The following is a 17,125-nucleotide window of genomic DNA, read 5'->3' on the forward strand; positions in this document are numbered from 1 at the left end:
AAACGGCCCCCTTGGCCTTGTCTCTAAGAATATTTTCGTATCATAGACAAGGCGGGGGCCGAACGCATCAGCCGGATGTATCCAGCGGATCGAAGCCTTTCACCAGATCGTCTATCGCTTTCATCTGTTGCAGGTAAGGCTCCAGTTTATCCAAAGGCAGGGCGCAAGGGCCATCGCACTTTGCTTCTTCCGGGTTTGGATGCGCTTCAAGGAACAGGCCGGCGATCCCCTGGGCCAGACCGGCGCGGGATAGCTGGGCCACCAGGGCACGGCGGCCACCGGCAGAGTCCGCCCGTCCGCCAGGCATCTGCAGGGCGTGGGTGGCATCGAACATCACCGGATAGCCGAACTCCTTCATGATGCTGAAGCCGAGCATATCCACCACCAGGTTGTTGTAGCCGAAGGAGCTGCCGCGTTCACACAGGATCAGGTTACCGTTACCGGCCTGTTCGCACTTGTTCAGGATATGTTTCATCTCCTGAGGTGCGAGGAACTGGGCTTTCTTGATATTGATCACGGCACCGGTTTTAGCCATCGCCTCTACCAGATCGGTCTGGCGCGAGAGGAATGCCGGAAGCTGAATGATATCGCAGACTTCCGCGGTCGGAGCCGCCTGATGTGGTTCATGCACGTCGGTGATGAGCGGTACGTTAAAGGTGGTTTTCACCTCTTCCAGAATTCTCAGGCCCTCTTCCAGGCCCGGGCCACGGAAAGAGGTCAGGGAGGAGCGGTTGGCTTTGTCGAAAGACGCCTTGAAAACGTAAGGAATATTCAGCTTATTGGTCACTTCCACGTAGTGCTCTGCAATACGCAGTGCCAGATCGCGTGACTCAAGAACATTCATTCCACCGAACAATACCATCGGCTTGTCGTTGCCGATCTCAATATCCGCGACTTTTACGATTTTCTGTTCCATACATCTCTCTGAGTAATCAATTATCAGTAATTACCCGATTATACGTGATCAGCAGGGAAAAGCGCGGCGTATCGCTCAATCCATTCCAGAGCAGCCTCATCCAGGCTCAGGTAGCGCTGCTGTTGCTGCAGGACATGCTGGCGATAGCGGTAGATATGGCTGAGTTGCTCCAGCATCCGGGCGCGCATGGCGTTATCGTTGTCCTGAAAGCGGATAGCCAGTTCATAACCGCCTTGGCTGGGCTGGCACCAGTCGACACGGCCCAGGGGATCGATGGCATCATCGATCAGTGGAATCATCATGCGGACCTGTTCGCCAGGGGCATAACCGTTGTCGCAATGACAGATGACGCCGATCCCGTCGCTGCCAGCGGCAGGCAGCCTGTCCTGCCCGGCTTGCTGCAGGCTGACCGGAATCTCATCCGGGTGGCGCAGGTAGATCTGATAACTGCCCATATTCAGTACCTCCTGTAACATTAGAGTCGCCAGTCTCTTAAACTGCTTTACTCCATTTGGCTATTTTGAGATTTTCAAAGCCTATAAGAGACTTAACTGATTGAAGCGGGAAACAGAACGATGTCGCAGGAAAACAGTCTTCAGGCCTATCAGCGTAGCTGTCACCAGCTGATTTCCGATCGCCAGTCTTTACTGCTGGCAACGGTTAACTGCGAAGAGGCGCCGGATATCAGTTATGCGCCTTATATCCGCGATGGGCAGGGGGCTTTCTATATCTTTGTCAGCCGTCTGGCGACACACACTCTGAATCTGTTGCACAGCAGGCGGGCGTCGGTGTTGTTTATCCGCGAAGAATCGGAAAGCCGTAACCTGTTTGCCCGCGAGCGCCTGAGCTTTCGCTGTCAGGTCACGGAGATTACGCCGCAGGATACGGACTACAAGGAACGGCTGGATCAGATGGAGCAGCAGCTGGGCAATACTGTGGCGATGTTACGCAGCCTGCCGGACTTCCATCTTCTGTGCTTAATCCCTGAGCAGGGGCGCTATGTTGTGGGGTTCGGTAAGGCGTTTGATGTGGATCCGAAGAGTGGGGAGCTGAGCCATATCGATGCGGACCGCCTGCAGCAGGGCAGGCGGTAACAGCTTGTTCAGGCCCCTATCATCTCCACCACAACGGTCTTGACCAGAAAAGCTGCCAGACCCAGACCCAGGGCAAAGAACAGCACGAATGTACCGAACTTACCGGCATTAGATTTCTTCGCGAGGTCGTAGATGATAAAGAAGATAAAGGCCGCAAAGACGGCAAGACCAACATTCAACATCAGGGCTTCTACTTCAGCCAGGCGCATAGGACAGAATCTCCGGAAAGTGAGTGGGTCGCTCGGTCGTTGCCGGATCAGCTGTGATAACTTGCTGATATAGGGTTGCAACAAATCAGGATGAGCGGTCGTTGGTCGCGGATTGTACAGTAAGCTGAAACTTTAAAATACCTACTGGTTATAGGGAAAAGAGGAAACGTTATGACGACCCGGACGGGGACTGTTCTGATCACCGGTGCGGCGCGCGGAATCGGGCTCGAATTTGTGCGCCACTATCTGGCCCGTGGCTGGCAGGTACATGCCTGTGCCCGCAACCTTGCTGAGGCGACAGAGCTGCAGCAGCTGGAGCAGTCGGGCAGTGGTCTGAGTCTGCATCAGCTGGATATCAGCTCCGATGAGCAGATCGCTGAACTGACGCTTGCCCTGGATCGGCAACCGCTGGATCTGCTGATCAACAATGCCGGAATCTACGGTCCCAAGAAGCTGGCCTTTGGTGAGGTGACCCGGGATCGCTGGCGTCGGGTGCTGGAGATCAATACGATCTCGCCACTGATGCTGACCCAGGCACTGATCGGCAATCTGATGGCGGGACGACAGAAGAAGGTGCTAATGCTGAGCAGCAAAGTGGGCAGTATCAGCGATAACTCCGGCGGTGCCGGTTACTACTACCGCAGCTCCAAAACGGCGCTGAACCAAGTGGTTAAAAGCCTGTCGATCGATCTGGCAGAGAAGGGAATCAGCGTATTAGCGCTGCATCCGGGCTGGGTGCAGACCGAGATGGGTGGGCCTAATGCCCTTATCAGCACGGCAGAGAGTGTTGCCGGACTGGTTGAAGTGATCGATGCGCTGGATCTGCAGAGCAGCGGACAGTTTATCGAATACAACGGTAAGCAGATCCCCTGGTAGCCGGGGATCTGCTGAATCAGGTTTGAGCCTTAGCTCAGCAACTGGTAGCTCAGCGCCACCCAGTAGCTGGCACCCAGTGGCAGGATCTCATCGTTGAAGTCGTAGTGGGGATTATGCAGGGCGCAGCAATCAGGGCCTGCGCCGTTTCCGATCCAGATATAGGCGCCTGGTTTCTGTTGCAGCATAAAGGCAAAGTCCTCGGCCCCCATGCTCGGTGCAATCGCCCAGTCCACATTCTCGTCACCCGCCAGAGAGGCTGCCACCCGGCGGCACTGTTCGGCGTTATCCGGTGTATTGATGGTTGCCGGGTAGCCATCGCGGTAGATCAGCTCAGCCTGAGCGCCAAAGCCGGCGGCGATATTCTCCACCAGGGTGCGCAGGCGCTGCTGGATCAGTTCGCGTTGCTCCGGTGCCAGTGTGCGCACGGTGCCTTTCAGAGTGGCCTGTTCCGGAATCACATTATGGGTATCGCCGCCTTCCATCTGGGTAATGCTGATAACGCCGCTTTCCAGAGGGTTAATGTTGCGTGAGACAATACTCTGGCTGGCGCTGATGATCTGGCCTGCTACCAGCACCGGATCGACTCCCTGATGCGGCATCGCCGCATGGCCACCCTGACCGGTGATACTGATGGTAAAGGTATCGGCGGAGGCCATCACTGCGCCCGGATGTACCGCAAAACGCCCCTGTTCCAGTCCCGGCCAGTTATGCATGCCATAAACCTGATCCATCGGGAAGCGCTCGAACATGCCATCTTCGATCATCTTGCGTGCCCCGGCGTGGCCCTCTTCCGCAGGCTGGAAGATAAAGCAGATACTGCCCCTGAACTGCCGGTTCCGGCTCAGATGGCTGGCGGCACCGAGCAGCATGGCGGTATGGCCATCATGGCCACAGCCGTGCATCTTGCCCTCGTGGCAGGAGCGGTGTTCAAACTGGTTGAGTTCATTCAGGTGCAGGGCATCCATATCCGCGCGCAGGCCGATCATCGGGCCCTCACCCAGTTCTCCTTCCAGCAGGCCGACAACGCCGGTGCCTCCGAGGCCTCGGTCTACTGTCAGACCCAGCGATCCGAGTATCTCCGCCACCTTATCGCTGGTGAGGAACTCCTCATAAGCGGTTTCGGGGTATTGATGAATCTCCCTACGCCACTGCTGCATCTGCTGGTGGAGCGGGCTGAGGGGCTGAATAGCAAGGGGGGTATTCGTCGACATCAGTATCTGGCTTCGGAAATTTCAATGTATAACCCGGAACGGCGCGTAACACGGCCAGCCTCGGATAGGTGAAGTATTCGGTTCAGGTATGGATTTGTTTGGTTAAATAATATGCAGTGGTTTTCTTTCGGATTAAACCTTAAGCCGCCCAACCGCGTATAGATAAAACCGGAGCTGCCTGAATCAGTGTCAGAGCAGTCTACTACGGCTGGGAGATGACAGGCTAATTTTTGCGCGGAATAGTGTTGAGCGTTTTTTAACCAGAAACGTCAGGGTTTATCGTAGGTGGAATTAATGACAGCTGAAGTCAAAATGCTTATCGGATTACAAGCAGAAGGTGCCTGACTATTTATCTGGCTGAATCGGGTGTTGGGATATTATTGCAGGAGCAGGCGCTGATGTCCTTGAGGTCTGAGGCTAAGCCTCTGAGAAGATGGTGGTGGGAGGTGGATTCGAACCACCGAAGCTTGCGCGTCAGATTTACAGTCTGATCCCTTTGGCCACTCGGGAATCCCACCTCTTCTCGAAGAGGCGCGTATCTTACCGATCGGGGCGGGAGGATGTAAAGCTTTTTGTGAGTACTTTCCTACATTTTTTTAAATGAATGTTAGGAATGGATTTGAAGGGGAGGGTGAAAATAATTCTTTAAGGCCTGCCAGAGACAGGAAGCCAGTAATCGCCTGCGCTGGCTCAGGTTACTACCTTTGGCCTACACAGATAAGGCAGCAAATCAATATTGAAATTAAACGACAGAAAACTATATTTAGGCGCAATTAACGATCGAGCTACAATATGTAGTGTATCTGTGTGTTATTTGTACAGATTTCAAAGCGAATTAATTCGGTTTTGGCAAGTATTTTCTTAAAGTATTCTGCCGGTTTTGCAGTTCGGTTAATTATTAGACGATAAACGTTGGTGGATGGGTTTCATGCAGCAAGATCTGTTGGTAACGAAGAGGGATGGTCGTCGCGAAAATATTGACCTGGAAAAAATTCACCGGGTTGTCATCTGGGCCGCAGACGGGCTGGATGCGGTTTCACCGTCCGAAGTGGAGCTTAAAGCTCACCTGCAGTTTTACGAAGGAATCAGAACCTCCGATATCCATGAGACGCTGATTAAATCTGCTGCCGACCTTATTTCTGAGGAAGCGCCTGACTACCAGTATCTGGCTGCCCGTCTGGCGATCTTCCACCTGCGTAAGCGCGCCTTCGGTACCTTCGAGCCGCCTCGCCTGTATGACCATGTCGGTAAAATGGTGTCGCAGGGCCGTTACGACAACCACCTGCTGGAAGACTACAGCGAAGCCGAGTGGGATGAGCTGAACGGCTATCTCGATCACAATCGCGATATGAACTTCTCCTATGCTGCGGTTAAGCAGCTGGAAGGCAAGTATCTGGTTCAGAACCGTGTCACCGGTGAAGTGTACGAGAGCCCGCAGATTCTCTATATGCTGGTATCCGCCTGCCTGTTTGCCAGCTATGACAAGGCCTCCCGGCTGGAATACGTCAAGCGCTTCTATGATGCCTGCTCGCTGTTTAAGCTGTCGCTGCCGACGCCGATCATGGCCGGTGTGCGCACGCCAACCCGTCAGTTCAGCTCCTGCGTGCTGATTGAAACCGATGACAGCCTGGACTCGATCAATGCCACTGCGGCATCCATCGTGAAATACGTATCCCAGCGCGCCGGTATCGGTATCAACGCAGGCCGTATCCGGGCCCTGGGTAGCCCGATCCGTAACGGTGAGGCTTTCCACACCGGTTGTATCCCGTTCTACAAGCACTTCCAGACAGCGGTTAAGTCCTGCTCGCAGGGTGGTGTGCGTGGCGGTGCCGCGACACTGTTCTACCCATTGTGGCACCTGGAAGTTGAATCCCTGCTGGTATTGAAGAACAACCGTGGTGTCGAAGAGAACCGCGTGCGTCACATCGACTACGGCGTCCAGCTGAATAAGATGATGTATACCCGCCTGATCAAAGGTGGCGATATTACCCTGTTCAGCCCGCATGAAGTGCCGGGCCTGTACGATGCGTTCTTTGCCGATCAGGATGAGTTTGAGCGCCTGTACCTGAAGTACGAGCAGGATGACAGCATCCGCAAGAAGACGATTAAGGCGGTAGAGCTGTTTGGTCTGCTGGCAGCGGAGCGTGCCCAGACCGGTCGTATCTATATCCAGAACGTCGATCACTGTAATACCCACAGCCCGTTCGATCCGGCTGTCGCACCGGTGAAGCAGTCCAACCTCTGTCTGGAGATTGCCCTGCCGACCAAGCCGCTGAAGGATGTCAACGATCCGGATGGCGAGATCGCGCTCTGCACCCTGTCTGCCTTTAACCTCGGTGCACTGGAAAATCTGGATGAGCTGGAAAACCTGGCTGACCTGATCGTACGTGCACTGGATAGCCTGCTGGATTATCAGGACTATCCGATTCCGGCCGCCTACAACGCTACGATGGCGCGTCGTACCCTGGGTGTCGGCGTGACTAACTTTGCCTACTACCTGGCGAAGAACGGTGTGCGTTACTCCGATGGCTCAGCCAATGGCCTGGTGCACCGGACCTTTGAATCGATTCAGTATTACCTGCTGAAAGCCTCCAACCAGCTGGCGAAAGAGCGTGGTGCTTGTCCGAAGTTTGACGAAACCACCTACGCTAAGGGCCTGCTGCCGATCGACACTTATAAGCGCGATCTGGATGATGTCTGTGCTGAACCGCTGCATCACTTCTGGGAAACCCTGCGCGAAGATATCCGTGAATTCGGCCTGCGCAACAGTACCCTGACGGCGCTGATGCCATGTGAGACCTCCTCTCAGATCACCAACTCCACCAACGGTATCGAGCCGCCACGTGGCTTCGTTTCGGTGAAGGCGAGCAAGGACGGTATCATGAAGCAGGTGGTGCCGGACTACACTGAACTGAAAGCGCAGTACGAACTGTTGTGGGATATCCCGAATAACAGCGGTTACCTGCAGCTGGTCGGTATCATGCAGAAGTTTGTCGATCAGGCGATCTCTGCCAATACCAACTACGATCCAGGTAAGTTCCCGGGTGATAAGGTTCCGATGAAAACCCTGCTGCAGGACCTGTTGTCCTCCTACAAGCTAGGCCTCAAGACACTGTACTACCACAATACCCGTGATGGTGCATCCGACAAGCAGGATGATCTGGGCGGTGGCTGCGAAGGCGGTGCCTGCAAGCTCTGATCCACTTCGGATCATTCTGAATACGCGGCTGCCGATCCCGGCAGCCGTGATAGCAACTCTCTTATATAGCGGTAATTACCAGCGTCATGACGTACACCACGTTTAGTCACAGCACCCACGATGCGACCAAAGAGCCAATGTTTTTTGGCCGTCACGTTAACGTTGCCCGTTACGACAAGCAGAAATACCCGATTTTTGAAAAGCTGATTGAGAAGCAGCTGTCCTTCTTCTGGCGTCCGGAAGAGGTGGACCTGAGCACTGACCGCAAAGACTTTGCCCAGATGCCGGAACATGAGAAGCATATCTTTCTCAGTAACCTGAAATACCAGACGCTGCTGGACTCTGTGCAGGGACGTTCGCCAAACGTTGCCTTCCTGCCGGTGGTCTCCCTGCCGGAGCTGGAGACCTGGTTTGAGACCTGGGCCTTCAGTGAGACGATTCACAGCCGTTCTTATACCCATATCATCCGTAATATCATCACTGAACCGTCCGAAGTGTTTGATCAGATCGTGACTAACGAAGAGATCATCAAGCGGGCGGACGCAGTGACTTCACTGTACGACCAGTTTATTGCGCTGGTGAACGTCTACACCATACATGGTGAAGGTATCCATACCGTGGATGGTAAGGTCTATGACACGACCATGCGCAACCTGAAGACCAAGCTCTACCTGACGCTGGTGTCGGTCAACGTACTGGAAGCGATCCGTTTCTATGTCAGCTTTGCCTGCTCCTTCGCCTTTGCTGAACGCGCGATCATGGAAGGCAATGCCAAGATCATCAAGCTGATCGCCCGTGATGAGGCGCTGCACCTGACCGGTACTCAGCATATGCTGAATATCATGGCCTCCGGCAGCGATGACCCAGAGATGAAGGAGATTGCTGCGGCCTGCAAGGATGATGTGATCCGCATCTTCCGCGAAGCAGCGCAGCAGGAGAAGGACTGGGCGCACTATCTGTTCAGCGAAGGCTCTATGATCGGTCTGAATGCCCAGATCCTGAGCGATTACGTTGAGTACATCACCAACGTCCGTATCAAGGCGCTGGGCTTCGATGAGATTTTCCCGAGCCGTCAGAATCCGCTGCCATGGATGAATGCATGGCTGGTGAGTGACAATGTTCAGGTAGCACCGCAGGAAGCGGAAATCAGCTCTTATCTGGTTGGTCAGATCGACAACGAGGTGGACGAGTCTGATTTCGACGGGTTTGATCTATAAAAGGAACAGCGCTGCATGTCAGGTATTCCACGCGTCAAAGTCAATCTGCATCACACCTTCTACTACCAGTACGAGCCGACTCTGCTGGATGCGCTTGAGTCCCAGCAGATTCCGGCACCCTACAACTGTCGCGGCGGTTACTGTGGCTGTTGCAAAGTGCGGTTGCTGGAAGGGGAGGTGAAGTATGTACAGGATAGCCTGGTTGACCTGGCCGATGACGAGATACTGACCTGCTGTTGTATCCCGCAAAGCCATATAGAGATTGAGATTCCCGAAGACTGAACAGCTGTGAGTATTCCTATAAACCTCCCTTGAAAAAGGGAGGTTTTTTTGTGCCTGGCTATTTCTTTTGCACAGTAAATACCGCCTTGCAGCGTTACTGAGTACTAACCCAGTCATTTTCCTGATTCCAGCCTATTGCATTGTTTAACTTATTGAAAAATAAAGACTAAATTGTGTCTGTATAAATAATGAACAATTCGCTGAAGGCCCCTTTAACAGGGCGCCTTAGCTATATACCCAAAAACTATTCACCAACTTATCCACAGAATGTGTGGGTAAGCACACCGGTTGTCATCGTTGTGCCATACTTCTAGCCGTGGGCGAAAAATCAAGCTGAATTTCGTGCCCAGGTTGAAGAATTTCCGTGATATCGCATTGTATTTTTCGGAGGCTGTGATGACCGCCAATCCTGCACTGATCGAGCTGATCGGTAATACGCCACTGCTGCATCTTGACCGCCTGTCTGAGCAGACCGGCTGCCATATTCTGGGGAAGGCTGAGTTTATGAATCCGGGCGGCTCGGTGAAAGACCGTACCGCCTGGGGGATTGTCCGCGATGCCATCGCCGGAGGGCAGCTGGCGCCCGGTGGACGTATCGTCGAAGGGACGGCCGGTAACACCGGTATCGGCCTGACATTGGTGGCGAATGCACTGGGTTACCGCTGCACTATCGTGATGCCTGACACCCAGAGTCAGGAGAAGATCGATATGCTGCGCCTCTATGGTGCCGAACTGGTCCTGGTGCCTGCCGTGCCCTATGCCGATGAAAACCACTACACCAAGGTTTCACAGCGGCTGGCGGAAGAGTACAGCAGTCAGGAGTCCGGGAACGTGATCTGGGCAAATCAGTTTGATAACGTCGCCAACCGGCAGATCCACTATGAAACCACCGGCCATGAAATCTGGCATCAGACCGGCGGGCTGGTAGATGCCTTCTGCTGTGCTGTGGGCACCGGCGGCACGTTGGCCGGTGTGGCGCAGGCGTTGCGGGAGAAGCATCCGCAGACAAAGATCTTTCTGAGTGACCCGGTGGGGGCATCACTCTATCGTTATTACACCGAAGGCTCGCTGAAAGCCGAAGGCAGTTCAGTAATGGAGGGTATCGGTCAGAGCCGGGTAACGGCCAACCTTGAGGGGCTGGAGGTCGACGGTGCCTTTGAAATACCGGATGAGGAAGCGCTGCCCTATGTCTTTGATCTGCTGCAGAAGGATGGTTTCTGCCTGGGCGGCTCCAGCGGGATCAATATTGCGGGGGCGGTGAGGGTGGCACAACAGCTTGGCCCGGGCCATACCATTGTGACGGTACTCTGTGATCAGGGGAATCGTTATCAGAGTAAGCTGTTTAACCCGGCCTTCCTTAAAATCAAGGGGTTACCTGAGCCGGGCTGGTTGTAGTGGATAACTATTGACCAGGGGTGTTGTTTGTTGTCGCTGGCGGGGGTCAGACCAGTAGGGCTGAAATACATAATTATTCTTGACTATTAGATGACAGTCAGTGTGGATAGATCGCGCTAACTTAGCAAAATCAGCAAGATAGATTGTTGTTTGCAAAATAACCAAATTAAGCTACACCCAGCTGTCGCGGGGGCTTTGTGACACCGGATGATGTTTATCACCAGAGTTATTCACAGATTTTGGGGGTAACTGTGTTCAGGCCTAAAGCGGCGACCTCCGGGGATTACATCCCTGCAGCCACAGGGCTGGAGGTCGCCTGAAAGCGGTCAGGTTTTACCAGTTCAGCTGTTGCCAGCCTCGCGCAGTGGCATGCCGGGTGAGTTGGCTGTCGGGGTTGGTTGCCACAGGTACGTCAACCATCTCCAGCAATGGCAGGTCATTATGTGAGTCTGAGTAGAAGCGGGAGCCTGCCAGGGTTGCCTGATGCTGTTCCAGCCAGCGCTGCAGTCGCAGGACTTTTCCCTCCCTGAAGGTCATCACATCGCGCGTGCGGCCTGTGTGGATACCCTGCTCAAATTCCATCAGCACGGAAAGCTGCTGCTCGACTCCGAGGCGGCGGGCGATGGGATCAACCAGTTGCTCTGCCGAGGCAGAGATAATCATGATCTGATAGCCGTCGTTCTTCAGGTCCTTCAGCAGCTGGCGGGCCTGGGGATAGATAATTGGCTCGATCACCTGATCGACAAAGGGCTCCACCATCTGCTGTATCTGTGACCATTTCTTACCTTTAAAGGGGCTCAGGTGGAATGCCATATAGGATTCCATATCGAGCAGGCCGGCATGGTAGGCATCCTGCAGGGCTTTATCCGTCTTGAGAAAATCGGGATCGTCGGTCAGGCCCTGATCGACCATATAGTGGTGCCAGAGGGAGGAGCAGTCGCCTTTCAGCAGGGTGTCGTCGAGATCAAACAGCGCGAGGGGCATAAAAAATCCTGTCACAAATTCCTGTCACTTACGGGTGCAGTGGTAAGGCTGCGAATCCGTAATCTTTGAAAGTTGCCCAGTCTGTCTGTTGAGTGTTGCTGATTGATTGCAGGATTTTGCCACGCACGCCGGACATCGGTTGTTAGTAAAAGTAATTCCGGACAGTTGTCTGCTAATGCCAGGTAAAAGTGGCTAAAGCATCGGTAAATTACCTTCTAAGGCCGATATATGGCAGGGAAATGCAGTGAAGGTGCTTGTGATCGTTTTCTTGCCCTGAGCCACCGGGAATCTGGTGATAGGGTTGGTGTGTAGCGGGATTAGAAATTCTGGGGGCATGAGGCCCCCAGAACAGGTGACTGATCAGGCCTCGGGTTGTTGAATCAGGCTGTGGTTGCCCTCACTCAGCAGCTGCTCGCCAAACCAGGCCAGATCCTGATGCAGCCCGACCACTTCACCGACAATGATCAGGGCGGGTGCCGGGAGCTGTGCTTCGGCCTGACGTTCGGCCAGGTTTGCCAGGGTTCCGGTTAATACCTGCTGATCGGCACGGGTGCCGCGGCTGACAATTGCCGCCGGGGTGCTGGCAGGCTTGCCGTGTTTGATCAGCTGCTCAGACAGGCATGGCAGGCTGTGCAGGCCCATGTAGAAGACAATGGTCTGGTTCGGGTGTACCAGTTCGGCGTAGTTCAGGTCGCTGGTACGGTTCTTCAGCTGGCCGGTAACAAACTTTACTGACTGGGCATAGTGGCGGTGGGTCAGCGGGATGCCGGCATAGGTGGAGCAGGCACTGGCTGCGGTAATACCCGGCACCACCTGGAACGCAATGCCGTGTTCTTTGAGCTTCTCCAGCTCTTCGCCGCCCCGGCCAAAGATAAAGGGGTCGCCTCCTTTCAGACGCACCACGCGCTTGCCCTGCAGGGCGTGCTGCACCAGCAGTTCGTTGATCCCTTCCTGTGGCACGCTGTGGTTGTCACGTTGTTTGCCGACAAACACCATATCGGCATCGCGGCGGCAGAGATCCAGCACCTGGGGAGAAACCAGGGCGTCGTAGAGCACCACGTCAGCCTGTTGCATCAGGCGCAGCGCCTTAAAGGTCAGCAGCTCCGGGTCGCCGGGACCGGCACCGACCAGATAGACCTCGCCGACCTGCTTTTCCGGGTCCTGATGATTCAGTTTTTCCTGCAGCAACTGCTCTGCATCCTCAACACGCCCTGAGAGGACTTTTTCGGCTACCTGGCCCTGGATGACGTGCTCCCAGAACATGCGTCGCTGGTCGACCGTGCTGAAGCGTGCCTTAACCTTGTTACGGAAGCGGCCGACCAGCTGGCCCAGGGTGCTGTAGCCGTTGGGGATAATACTCTCCAGCTTGGCGCGCAACATGCGGGCCAGGACCGGGGCTTTGCCGCCGGAGGAGATGCCGATGACGATCGGAGAACGGTCGACGATGGCCGGGAAGATAAAGGTACAGAGCGCCGGGCTATCGACCACATTGATCGCGATATGGCGCTCAGTGGCATCGAAGTGGATACGCTTATGTAGCTCATCGTCATCGGTGGCGGCAACTACCAGCAGTTTCTCATCCAGCAGGCCGGGGTGGTATTCACCAATCAGCGCCTGGCCGTTGTGCTGGTCCAGCAGCTGTTTCAGTTCCGTGTGAATCTCGTGGGCGATAACCGTCAGTGTGGCGCCGGAGCGAACGAGCAAACGGGCTTTACGCAGGGCGATATTGCCGCCGCCGACCAGTAATACCGGTTTGTCTTTGATATCAAAAAAGAGTGGTAAATAATCCACAGCGTATCTCCTGCCGTACTGATAATGCCAATAGGCATAAGTTTATCAGGGAATAGCCTGCCAAGTCCCCTTGGCTGCGGGCCGGGTGGCAGAGTGGCAGAAGCGGTGAGGAAACGGGCGTTCTGTGCTCAAACCGGTTGGCGGCCAGGCGTATTCCCGGAAGTCTGATGGTTGAGCGCCGTTGCTCGGGATATCGCTGGCACGCAGGGCGCGTGCCAGCAGGACTCAGTGCTGAGTCAGGATATTACAGCTGAGTGTGCAGGCCGCATTCGCGGGTTTCGATCGCTTTGGTAGGATCGAAATAATCATGCTCGTTTGGCAGGTTGTGCTCTGCCAGGTAAGCATCCAGGTCAGCTTCAGTCAGGTTGTACAGAGGTGCCACTTTGATGATGCCATCTTTGCTGGCGCTGACGATATCCATGCTCTGACGGAACTCGGTCTGATCCTTACGGATGGCATTCAGCCACAGGTCCGGCTTCAGCTCTGACAGGGCGCGCTGGAATGGCTCCAGTTTCACCTGGCGGGTGAACTCCGCATGCAGTGCGTCATCCACGTCAGGAATGCCTTTCATCAGCACATTGCGGCGTGCGGCAGTCATTTCAGGGATGTAGGTCACGACATTCAGGTTCAGGTCCTGAATCAGCTTTTCAGCGAAGCGGTAGGTCGCAGAGGTGTTGTAGCCGGAGTCTACCCAGAGCACCTGAATGTCAGGCTTAACCTGAGCGGCCATATGCAGGATCACCGACTCGTAGGGACGGAAGTTGGTGGTCACCAGCGGCTTGTCGGACTGGCTCAGGGCCCAGGCGATTATCTCTTGCGGGGTCTTATCGTTCAGCTCTGTATTGGCTGCTGTCAGATCGATGCTCATCGTTTCCTCTCTCTAATCCTGCACTCTGTTGAGTGCGCAAAGCCCGGTACTGAGACCGGGCTTTCGGGGTTCTTACCGGTGGTAAACCGGACGCGGGTCGTCGGCGGCACCCTGGTAGCGTACGCTGACCTCGGTAAAGACCGCCAGACTCTCGTCACTGTAACGCTCTTCGCTGATCTCGAAGGCGTTGAAGCCACAACGTTCCATAAAGGTCAGGCGGTCATGGGCAACATCGCCGGTCGCGCGGATCTGGCCTTCGAAACCGGCGCGTTTCAGCAGCCGGGCGAGGCTGAAGCCACGACCGTCACGGAACACCGGAAAGTCGATGGCGATCAGCTCATACTGGTTTGGGTTTTCCAGCAGGGCGTCGATATTATCGTCACCGTTGATCTGCACCGCAACGCGACCTTTGCGATCTTGCAGGCTGTCGGCGTTGGCTTCCAGCAGCGCCAGAGGCACGATAATGTCACCGCCGGTGCTGCTCAGAGTTTCTTCGTTGACCAGAGTCCAGCTGTCGTTGGCAGCCGGCTGGCGATTAATGAGCAGTGGCATTTACGTTCTCCTTAAAGGTGGCCAGGCCAATGCGCTGGAAGGTGTCGATAAAGCTCTCGCCTTCATTGCGATGCTCGACGTAAACGTTGAGGACTTTCTCCAGAACATTCGGAACCTCTTCCGCGGACACCGCTTTACCGAGGACCTTACCCAGTGCCGCCTGTTCGTCGTCACGGCCTCCCAGGGTAATCTGGTACCAGTCTTCGCCTTTCTTATCCACACCCAGCAGGCCGATATTACCGACATGGTGGTGGGCGCAGGCGTTGATACAGCCGGAGAAGTTCAGCTTGATGTCGCCCAGATCGTAGAGGTAGTCCAGATCTTCAAACTTCTCATTGATACGGTCGGCTACACTCAGGGTCTTGGCGTTGGCTAGGGCGCAGAAATCGCCGCCCGGGCAAACTGTCATATCCGCCAGTGTGCCGATATTCGGGCGCGCCAGGTTGTTGTCGGCCAGTACCTGCCATACCGCCAGCAGGTCAGATTTCTTCACGTCAGCCAGTACCAGGTTCTGGTTGTGGGTGCCGCGGATCTCACCAAAGCTGTAGCTTTCAGCCAGGTCTGCTACTGCTTCCATCTGCTCGGAAGTCATATCACCAGCAGGCTTAAGGTACGGCTTCAGGGATACCACCACGACGCGGTAGCCGCTGACTTTATGGGCCACGGTGTTACGTTCGTACCAGACGCGGAAGTCGTTGTTTTCCGCCAGCAGGGTATCAACCGCATCATCGGCTGCATTGCTGTCGTACTCAAATGGTTTGAAGAAATTCTGTACGCGGCTGATCTCAGTTTCTGGCAGCTTTAGTTCGCTGTCGCGGATCTCGGCCCATTCGGCTTCAACCAGCTCACGGAACTTATCGATGCCCATTGCCTGTACCAGGATCTTGATACGGGCTTTGTACTTGTTGTCACGGCGGCCATTCAGGTTGTAGACGCGAATGATCGCTTCAAGAAAGGAGAGCAGATCCTCCTTAGGCAGGAACTCACGGATCTGCTTGCCAATGACCGGAGTACGTCCCAGGCCACCACCGACCAGCACTTCAAAGCCTACGTCCCCGGCTTCGTTGCGGACGATGTGCAGACCAATGTCATGCACCTGGGATGCAGCCCGGTCCTGTGGACCGCCTGTCACAGCGATTTTGAACTTACGTGGCAGGAAGGCGAATTCCGGATGCAGTGTAGACCACTGACGGATGATTTCGCAGTACGGACGTGGATCTTCTATCTCGTCCACGTTAACGCCTGCCAGGTGGTCGGTCGTTGTATTTCGGATACAGTTTCCGGAAGTCTGGATAGCATGCAGCTGGACTTCAGCCAGCTCCGCCAGAATATCAGGTACTTCCTCCAGCTTCGGCCAGTTCAGCTGCAGGTTAGTACGGGTGGTAAAGTGACCGTAGCCGCGGTCGTACTTACGGGCAACGTGAGCCAGTTTACGCAGCTGTGCTGAGTTCATCAGGCCGTAGGGGATAGCGACACGCAGCATAGGTGCGTGGCGCTGTACGTACAGGCCGTTCATCAGGCGCAGGGCCAGGAATTCATCTTCCGGCAGTTCGCCGGCCAAATAGCGACGTGTCTGATCACGATATTGCTCGACACGCTCATCTACCAGTTTCTGGTCGACTTCGTTGTATTGATACATGGCTAAAACCTCTCAGATCACAGAGTGATCTGCTCACCTCACCTAATTATTGGATTCACGAGACTGTTTTGCGGATTAACCCGCCAGCACAAATCTCAGGCCGATGGCTAACAAAATAGAGCCCATAATCGGCTGCATCACCTTCGGAGAAAGGCGTGCGCCGATATGGCTGCCGAGGAAGACTCCCGGCAGAGAACCGATTAGCAGATATGCCAGCAAGGTCAGGTCCACATTGCCCATAGTGTAGTGGCCTGCACCGGCAATACCGGTAAGCACTACGGCATGGAGCAGGTCGGTACCGACAATCTGCTGCATGCTCAGGCGCGGGTAGAGCACGATCAGTAGTGCTGTACCCAGAGCGCCGGCGCCGACAGACGACAATGTGACCAGTCCGCCCAGCAGGAAGCCGGTGGCCACGGTAATTGCCGGGCGCACTCGACGTGCCTTAGCTGCAAGCGGGTGATCCTGCATACTGGCTGCGTAATCACGAATCTGGTTGCGCAGAAAGACCGCAATGGAGGTCAGTACCAGTGAGACACCCAGAGTCAGGTTCATCAGGTGCTCAATCTGTTCCAGCGCTTCCAGGCCTTTCAGGTAATTCAGGGTTATCAGGCTGCCCGGAATACTGCCTGCCAGCAGCAGCACGACGATGCGGTACTGCACCAGCTGCTTGCGGGCGTAAGACCAGATACCGCCACATTTAGTAATAGCGGCATACAAAAGGTCAGTACTGACCGCGGCAACCGGCGGAATGCCGAATATAACGATCAGGATCGGTGTCATCAGGGCTCCACCGCCGATGCCCGTAAGGCCGACGATAAATCCGACTACCAGTCCTGCGAAGCTATACGCGAATTCCATTGATCTACCTGTCATAAGTTAATGACGACGG

At 55.0% G+C, this 17,125-nt stretch carries 16 protein-coding genes and 1 tRNA gene; 6 read left to right on the top strand and 11 right to left on the bottom strand.

Annotation, left to right across the window (positions count from 1 at the left end; translation table 11 throughout):
• Positions 1–67 precede the first annotated feature (67 nt).
• Positions 68–916, bottom strand: a complete 849-nt coding sequence (gene kdsA, locus Q354_RS0102145; RefSeq protein ID WP_027856179.1) for a 3-deoxy-8-phosphooctulonate synthase — start codon at positions 914–916, stop codon at positions 68–70.
• A 38-nt stretch (positions 917–954) separates the two neighbouring features.
• Entirely contained in the window at positions 955–1,371 is a 417-nt protein-coding gene (locus tag Q354_RS27135) for a hypothetical protein (RefSeq protein WP_156948144.1), read from the bottom strand.
• A gap of 120 nt (positions 1,372–1,491) precedes the next feature.
• Between Q354_RS27135 and Q354_RS0102155 the strand changes: the two genes are divergently transcribed.
• A complete protein-coding gene (locus Q354_RS0102155; protein ID WP_027856180.1) occupies positions 1,492–2,010 on the top strand; it encodes a HugZ family pyridoxamine 5'-phosphate oxidase in 519 nt (172 codons plus the stop codon).
• A gap of 8 nt (positions 2,011–2,018) precedes the next feature.
• Here the strand turns inward: Q354_RS0102155 and Q354_RS0102160 are convergent, their stop codons facing one another.
• On the bottom strand, positions 2,019–2,219 hold the full coding sequence (locus Q354_RS0102160; protein ID WP_027856181.1) for a DUF2788 domain-containing protein: 201 nt from the start codon (positions 2,217–2,219) through the stop codon (positions 2,019–2,021).
• Between the two features lie 171 nt (positions 2,220–2,390).
• Here Q354_RS0102160 and Q354_RS0102165 point away from each other — a divergent pair, with 171 nt between their 5' ends.
• The gene (locus Q354_RS0102165) at positions 2,391–3,095 is read left to right on the top strand and encodes an SDR family oxidoreductase (RefSeq protein ID WP_027856182.1); all 705 of its coding nucleotides are present in this window, start codon (positions 2,391–2,393) and stop codon (positions 3,093–3,095) included.
• Between the two features lie 29 nt (positions 3,096–3,124).
• Here Q354_RS0102165 and Q354_RS0102170 read toward each other — a convergent pair whose 3' ends face one another.
• Together Q354_RS0102170 and Q354_RS0102175 are read right to left on the bottom strand one after the other, a co-directional pair.
• Positions 3,125–4,306, bottom strand: a complete 1,182-nt coding sequence (locus Q354_RS0102170; RefSeq protein ID WP_084332440.1) for a M20 aminoacylase family protein — start codon at positions 4,304–4,306, stop codon at positions 3,125–3,127.
• A gap of 434 nt (positions 4,307–4,740) precedes the next feature.
• Positions 4,741–4,824: transfer RNA gene (locus tag Q354_RS0102175), tRNA-Tyr, on the bottom strand.
• A 410-nt stretch (positions 4,825–5,234) separates the two neighbouring features.
• Between Q354_RS0102175 and nrdA the strand changes: the two genes are divergently transcribed.
• The 4 genes from nrdA to Q354_RS0102195 all read left to right on the top strand — a co-directional run bounded on the left by nrdA (position 5,235) and on the right by Q354_RS0102195 (position 10,399).
• The gene (gene nrdA / locus Q354_RS0102180) at positions 5,235–7,505 is read left to right on the top strand and encodes a class 1a ribonucleoside-diphosphate reductase subunit alpha (RefSeq protein WP_027856184.1); all 2,271 of its coding nucleotides are present in this window, start codon (positions 5,235–5,237) and stop codon (positions 7,503–7,505) included.
• 86 nt (positions 7,506–7,591) lie between these two features.
• Entirely contained in the window at positions 7,592–8,722 is a 1,131-nt protein-coding gene (gene nrdB, locus Q354_RS0102185; protein WP_027856185.1) for a class Ia ribonucleoside-diphosphate reductase subunit beta, read from the top strand.
• A gap of 15 nt (positions 8,723–8,737) precedes the next feature.
• The gene (gene yfaE, locus Q354_RS0102190) at positions 8,738–9,004 is read left to right on the top strand and encodes a class I ribonucleotide reductase maintenance protein YfaE (RefSeq protein ID WP_027856186.1); all 267 of its coding nucleotides are present in this window, start codon (positions 8,738–8,740) and stop codon (positions 9,002–9,004) included.
• Positions 9,005–9,400: 396 nt separating this feature from the next.
• Positions 9,401–10,399: a cysteine synthase A gene (locus Q354_RS0102195; protein ID WP_027856187.1), complete on the top strand. Its 999-nt coding sequence runs from the start codon at positions 9,401–9,403 to the stop codon at positions 10,397–10,399.
• A gap of 333 nt (positions 10,400–10,732) precedes the next feature.
• Here the strand turns inward: Q354_RS0102195 and Q354_RS0102200 are convergent, their stop codons facing one another.
• From Q354_RS0102200 to Q354_RS0102225, 6 genes are all read right to left on the bottom strand, one after another.
• On the bottom strand, positions 10,733–11,383 hold the full coding sequence (locus Q354_RS0102200; RefSeq protein WP_027856188.1) for an HAD family hydrolase: 651 nt from the start codon (positions 11,381–11,383) through the stop codon (positions 10,733–10,735).
• Between the two features lie 360 nt (positions 11,384–11,743).
• A complete protein-coding gene (gene cysG / locus Q354_RS0102205; RefSeq protein WP_027856189.1) occupies positions 11,744–13,174 on the bottom strand; it encodes a siroheme synthase CysG in 1,431 nt (476 codons plus the stop codon).
• Positions 13,175–13,418: 244 nt separating this feature from the next.
• Positions 13,419–14,042 carry a phosphoadenosine phosphosulfate reductase domain-containing protein gene (locus tag Q354_RS0102210; RefSeq protein ID WP_027856190.1) on the bottom strand — a complete coding sequence of 208 codons (624 nt, stop codon included), beginning with the start codon at positions 14,040–14,042 and terminating at the stop codon, positions 13,419–13,421.
• A gap of 72 nt (positions 14,043–14,114) precedes the next feature.
• Positions 14,115–14,594: a DUF934 domain-containing protein gene (locus Q354_RS0102215; protein WP_027856191.1), complete on the bottom strand. Its 480-nt coding sequence runs from the start codon at positions 14,592–14,594 to the stop codon at positions 14,115–14,117.
• Entirely contained in the window at positions 14,578–16,233 is a 1,656-nt protein-coding gene (locus Q354_RS0102220; RefSeq protein ID WP_027856192.1) for a nitrite/sulfite reductase, read from the bottom strand. Before Q354_RS0102220 ends, Q354_RS0102215 begins: the two co-directional genes overlap by 17 nt.
• A 75-nt stretch (positions 16,234–16,308) precedes the next feature.
• Positions 16,309–17,094 carry a sulfite exporter TauE/SafE family protein gene (locus Q354_RS0102225; RefSeq protein ID WP_027856193.1) on the bottom strand — a complete coding sequence of 262 codons (786 nt, stop codon included), beginning with the start codon at positions 17,092–17,094 and terminating at the stop codon, positions 16,309–16,311.
• Positions 17,095–17,125: the final 31 nt, after the last annotated feature.

Source organism: Marinobacterium jannaschii DSM 6295, assembly GCF_000620085.1.
Classification (GTDB): domain Bacteria; phylum Pseudomonadota; class Gammaproteobacteria; order Pseudomonadales; family Balneatricaceae; genus Pontibacterium; species Pontibacterium jannaschii.

Excerpts from the sequence above, each read along its gene's own strand:
- kdsA (WP_027856179.1), bottom strand. The coding sequence starts at position 916 with ATGGAACAGAAAATCGTAAAAGTCGCGGATATTGAGATCGGCAACGAC.
- Q354_RS27135 (WP_156948144.1), bottom strand. The coding sequence starts at position 1,371 with ATGGGCAGTTATCAGATCTACCTGCGCCACCCGGATGAGATTCCGGTC.
- Q354_RS0102155 (WP_027856180.1), top strand. The coding sequence starts at position 1,492 with ATGTCGCAGGAAAACAGTCTTCAGGCCTATCAGCGTAGCTGTCACCAG.
- Q354_RS0102160 (WP_027856181.1), bottom strand. The coding sequence starts at position 2,219 with ATGCGCCTGGCTGAAGTAGAAGCCCTGATGTTGAATGTTGGTCTTGCC.
- Q354_RS0102165 (WP_027856182.1), top strand. The coding sequence starts at position 2,391 with ATGACGACCCGGACGGGGACTGTTCTGATCACCGGTGCGGCGCGCGGA.
- Q354_RS0102170 (WP_084332440.1), bottom strand. The coding sequence starts at position 4,306 with ATGTCGACGAATACCCCCCTTGCTATTCAGCCCCTCAGCCCGCTCCAC.
- nrdA (WP_027856184.1), top strand. The coding sequence starts at position 5,235 with ATGCAGCAAGATCTGTTGGTAACGAAGAGGGATGGTCGTCGCGAAAAT.
- nrdB (WP_027856185.1), top strand. The coding sequence starts at position 7,592 with ATGACGTACACCACGTTTAGTCACAGCACCCACGATGCGACCAAAGAG.
- yfaE (WP_027856186.1), top strand. The coding sequence starts at position 8,738 with ATGTCAGGTATTCCACGCGTCAAAGTCAATCTGCATCACACCTTCTAC.
- Q354_RS0102195 (WP_027856187.1), top strand. The coding sequence starts at position 9,401 with ATGACCGCCAATCCTGCACTGATCGAGCTGATCGGTAATACGCCACTG.
- Q354_RS0102200 (WP_027856188.1), bottom strand. The coding sequence starts at position 11,383 with ATGCCCCTCGCGCTGTTTGATCTCGACGACACCCTGCTGAAAGGCGAC.
- Q354_RS0102210 (WP_027856190.1), bottom strand. The coding sequence starts at position 14,042 with ATGAGCATCGATCTGACAGCAGCCAATACAGAGCTGAACGATAAGACC.
- Q354_RS0102215 (WP_027856191.1), bottom strand. The coding sequence starts at position 14,594 with ATGCCACTGCTCATTAATCGCCAGCCGGCTGCCAACGACAGCTGGACT.
- Q354_RS0102220 (WP_027856192.1), bottom strand. The coding sequence starts at position 16,233 with ATGTATCAATACAACGAAGTCGACCAGAAACTGGTAGATGAGCGTGTC.
- Q354_RS0102225 (WP_027856193.1), bottom strand. The coding sequence starts at position 17,094 with ATGGAATTCGCGTATAGCTTCGCAGGACTGGTAGTCGGATTTATCGTC.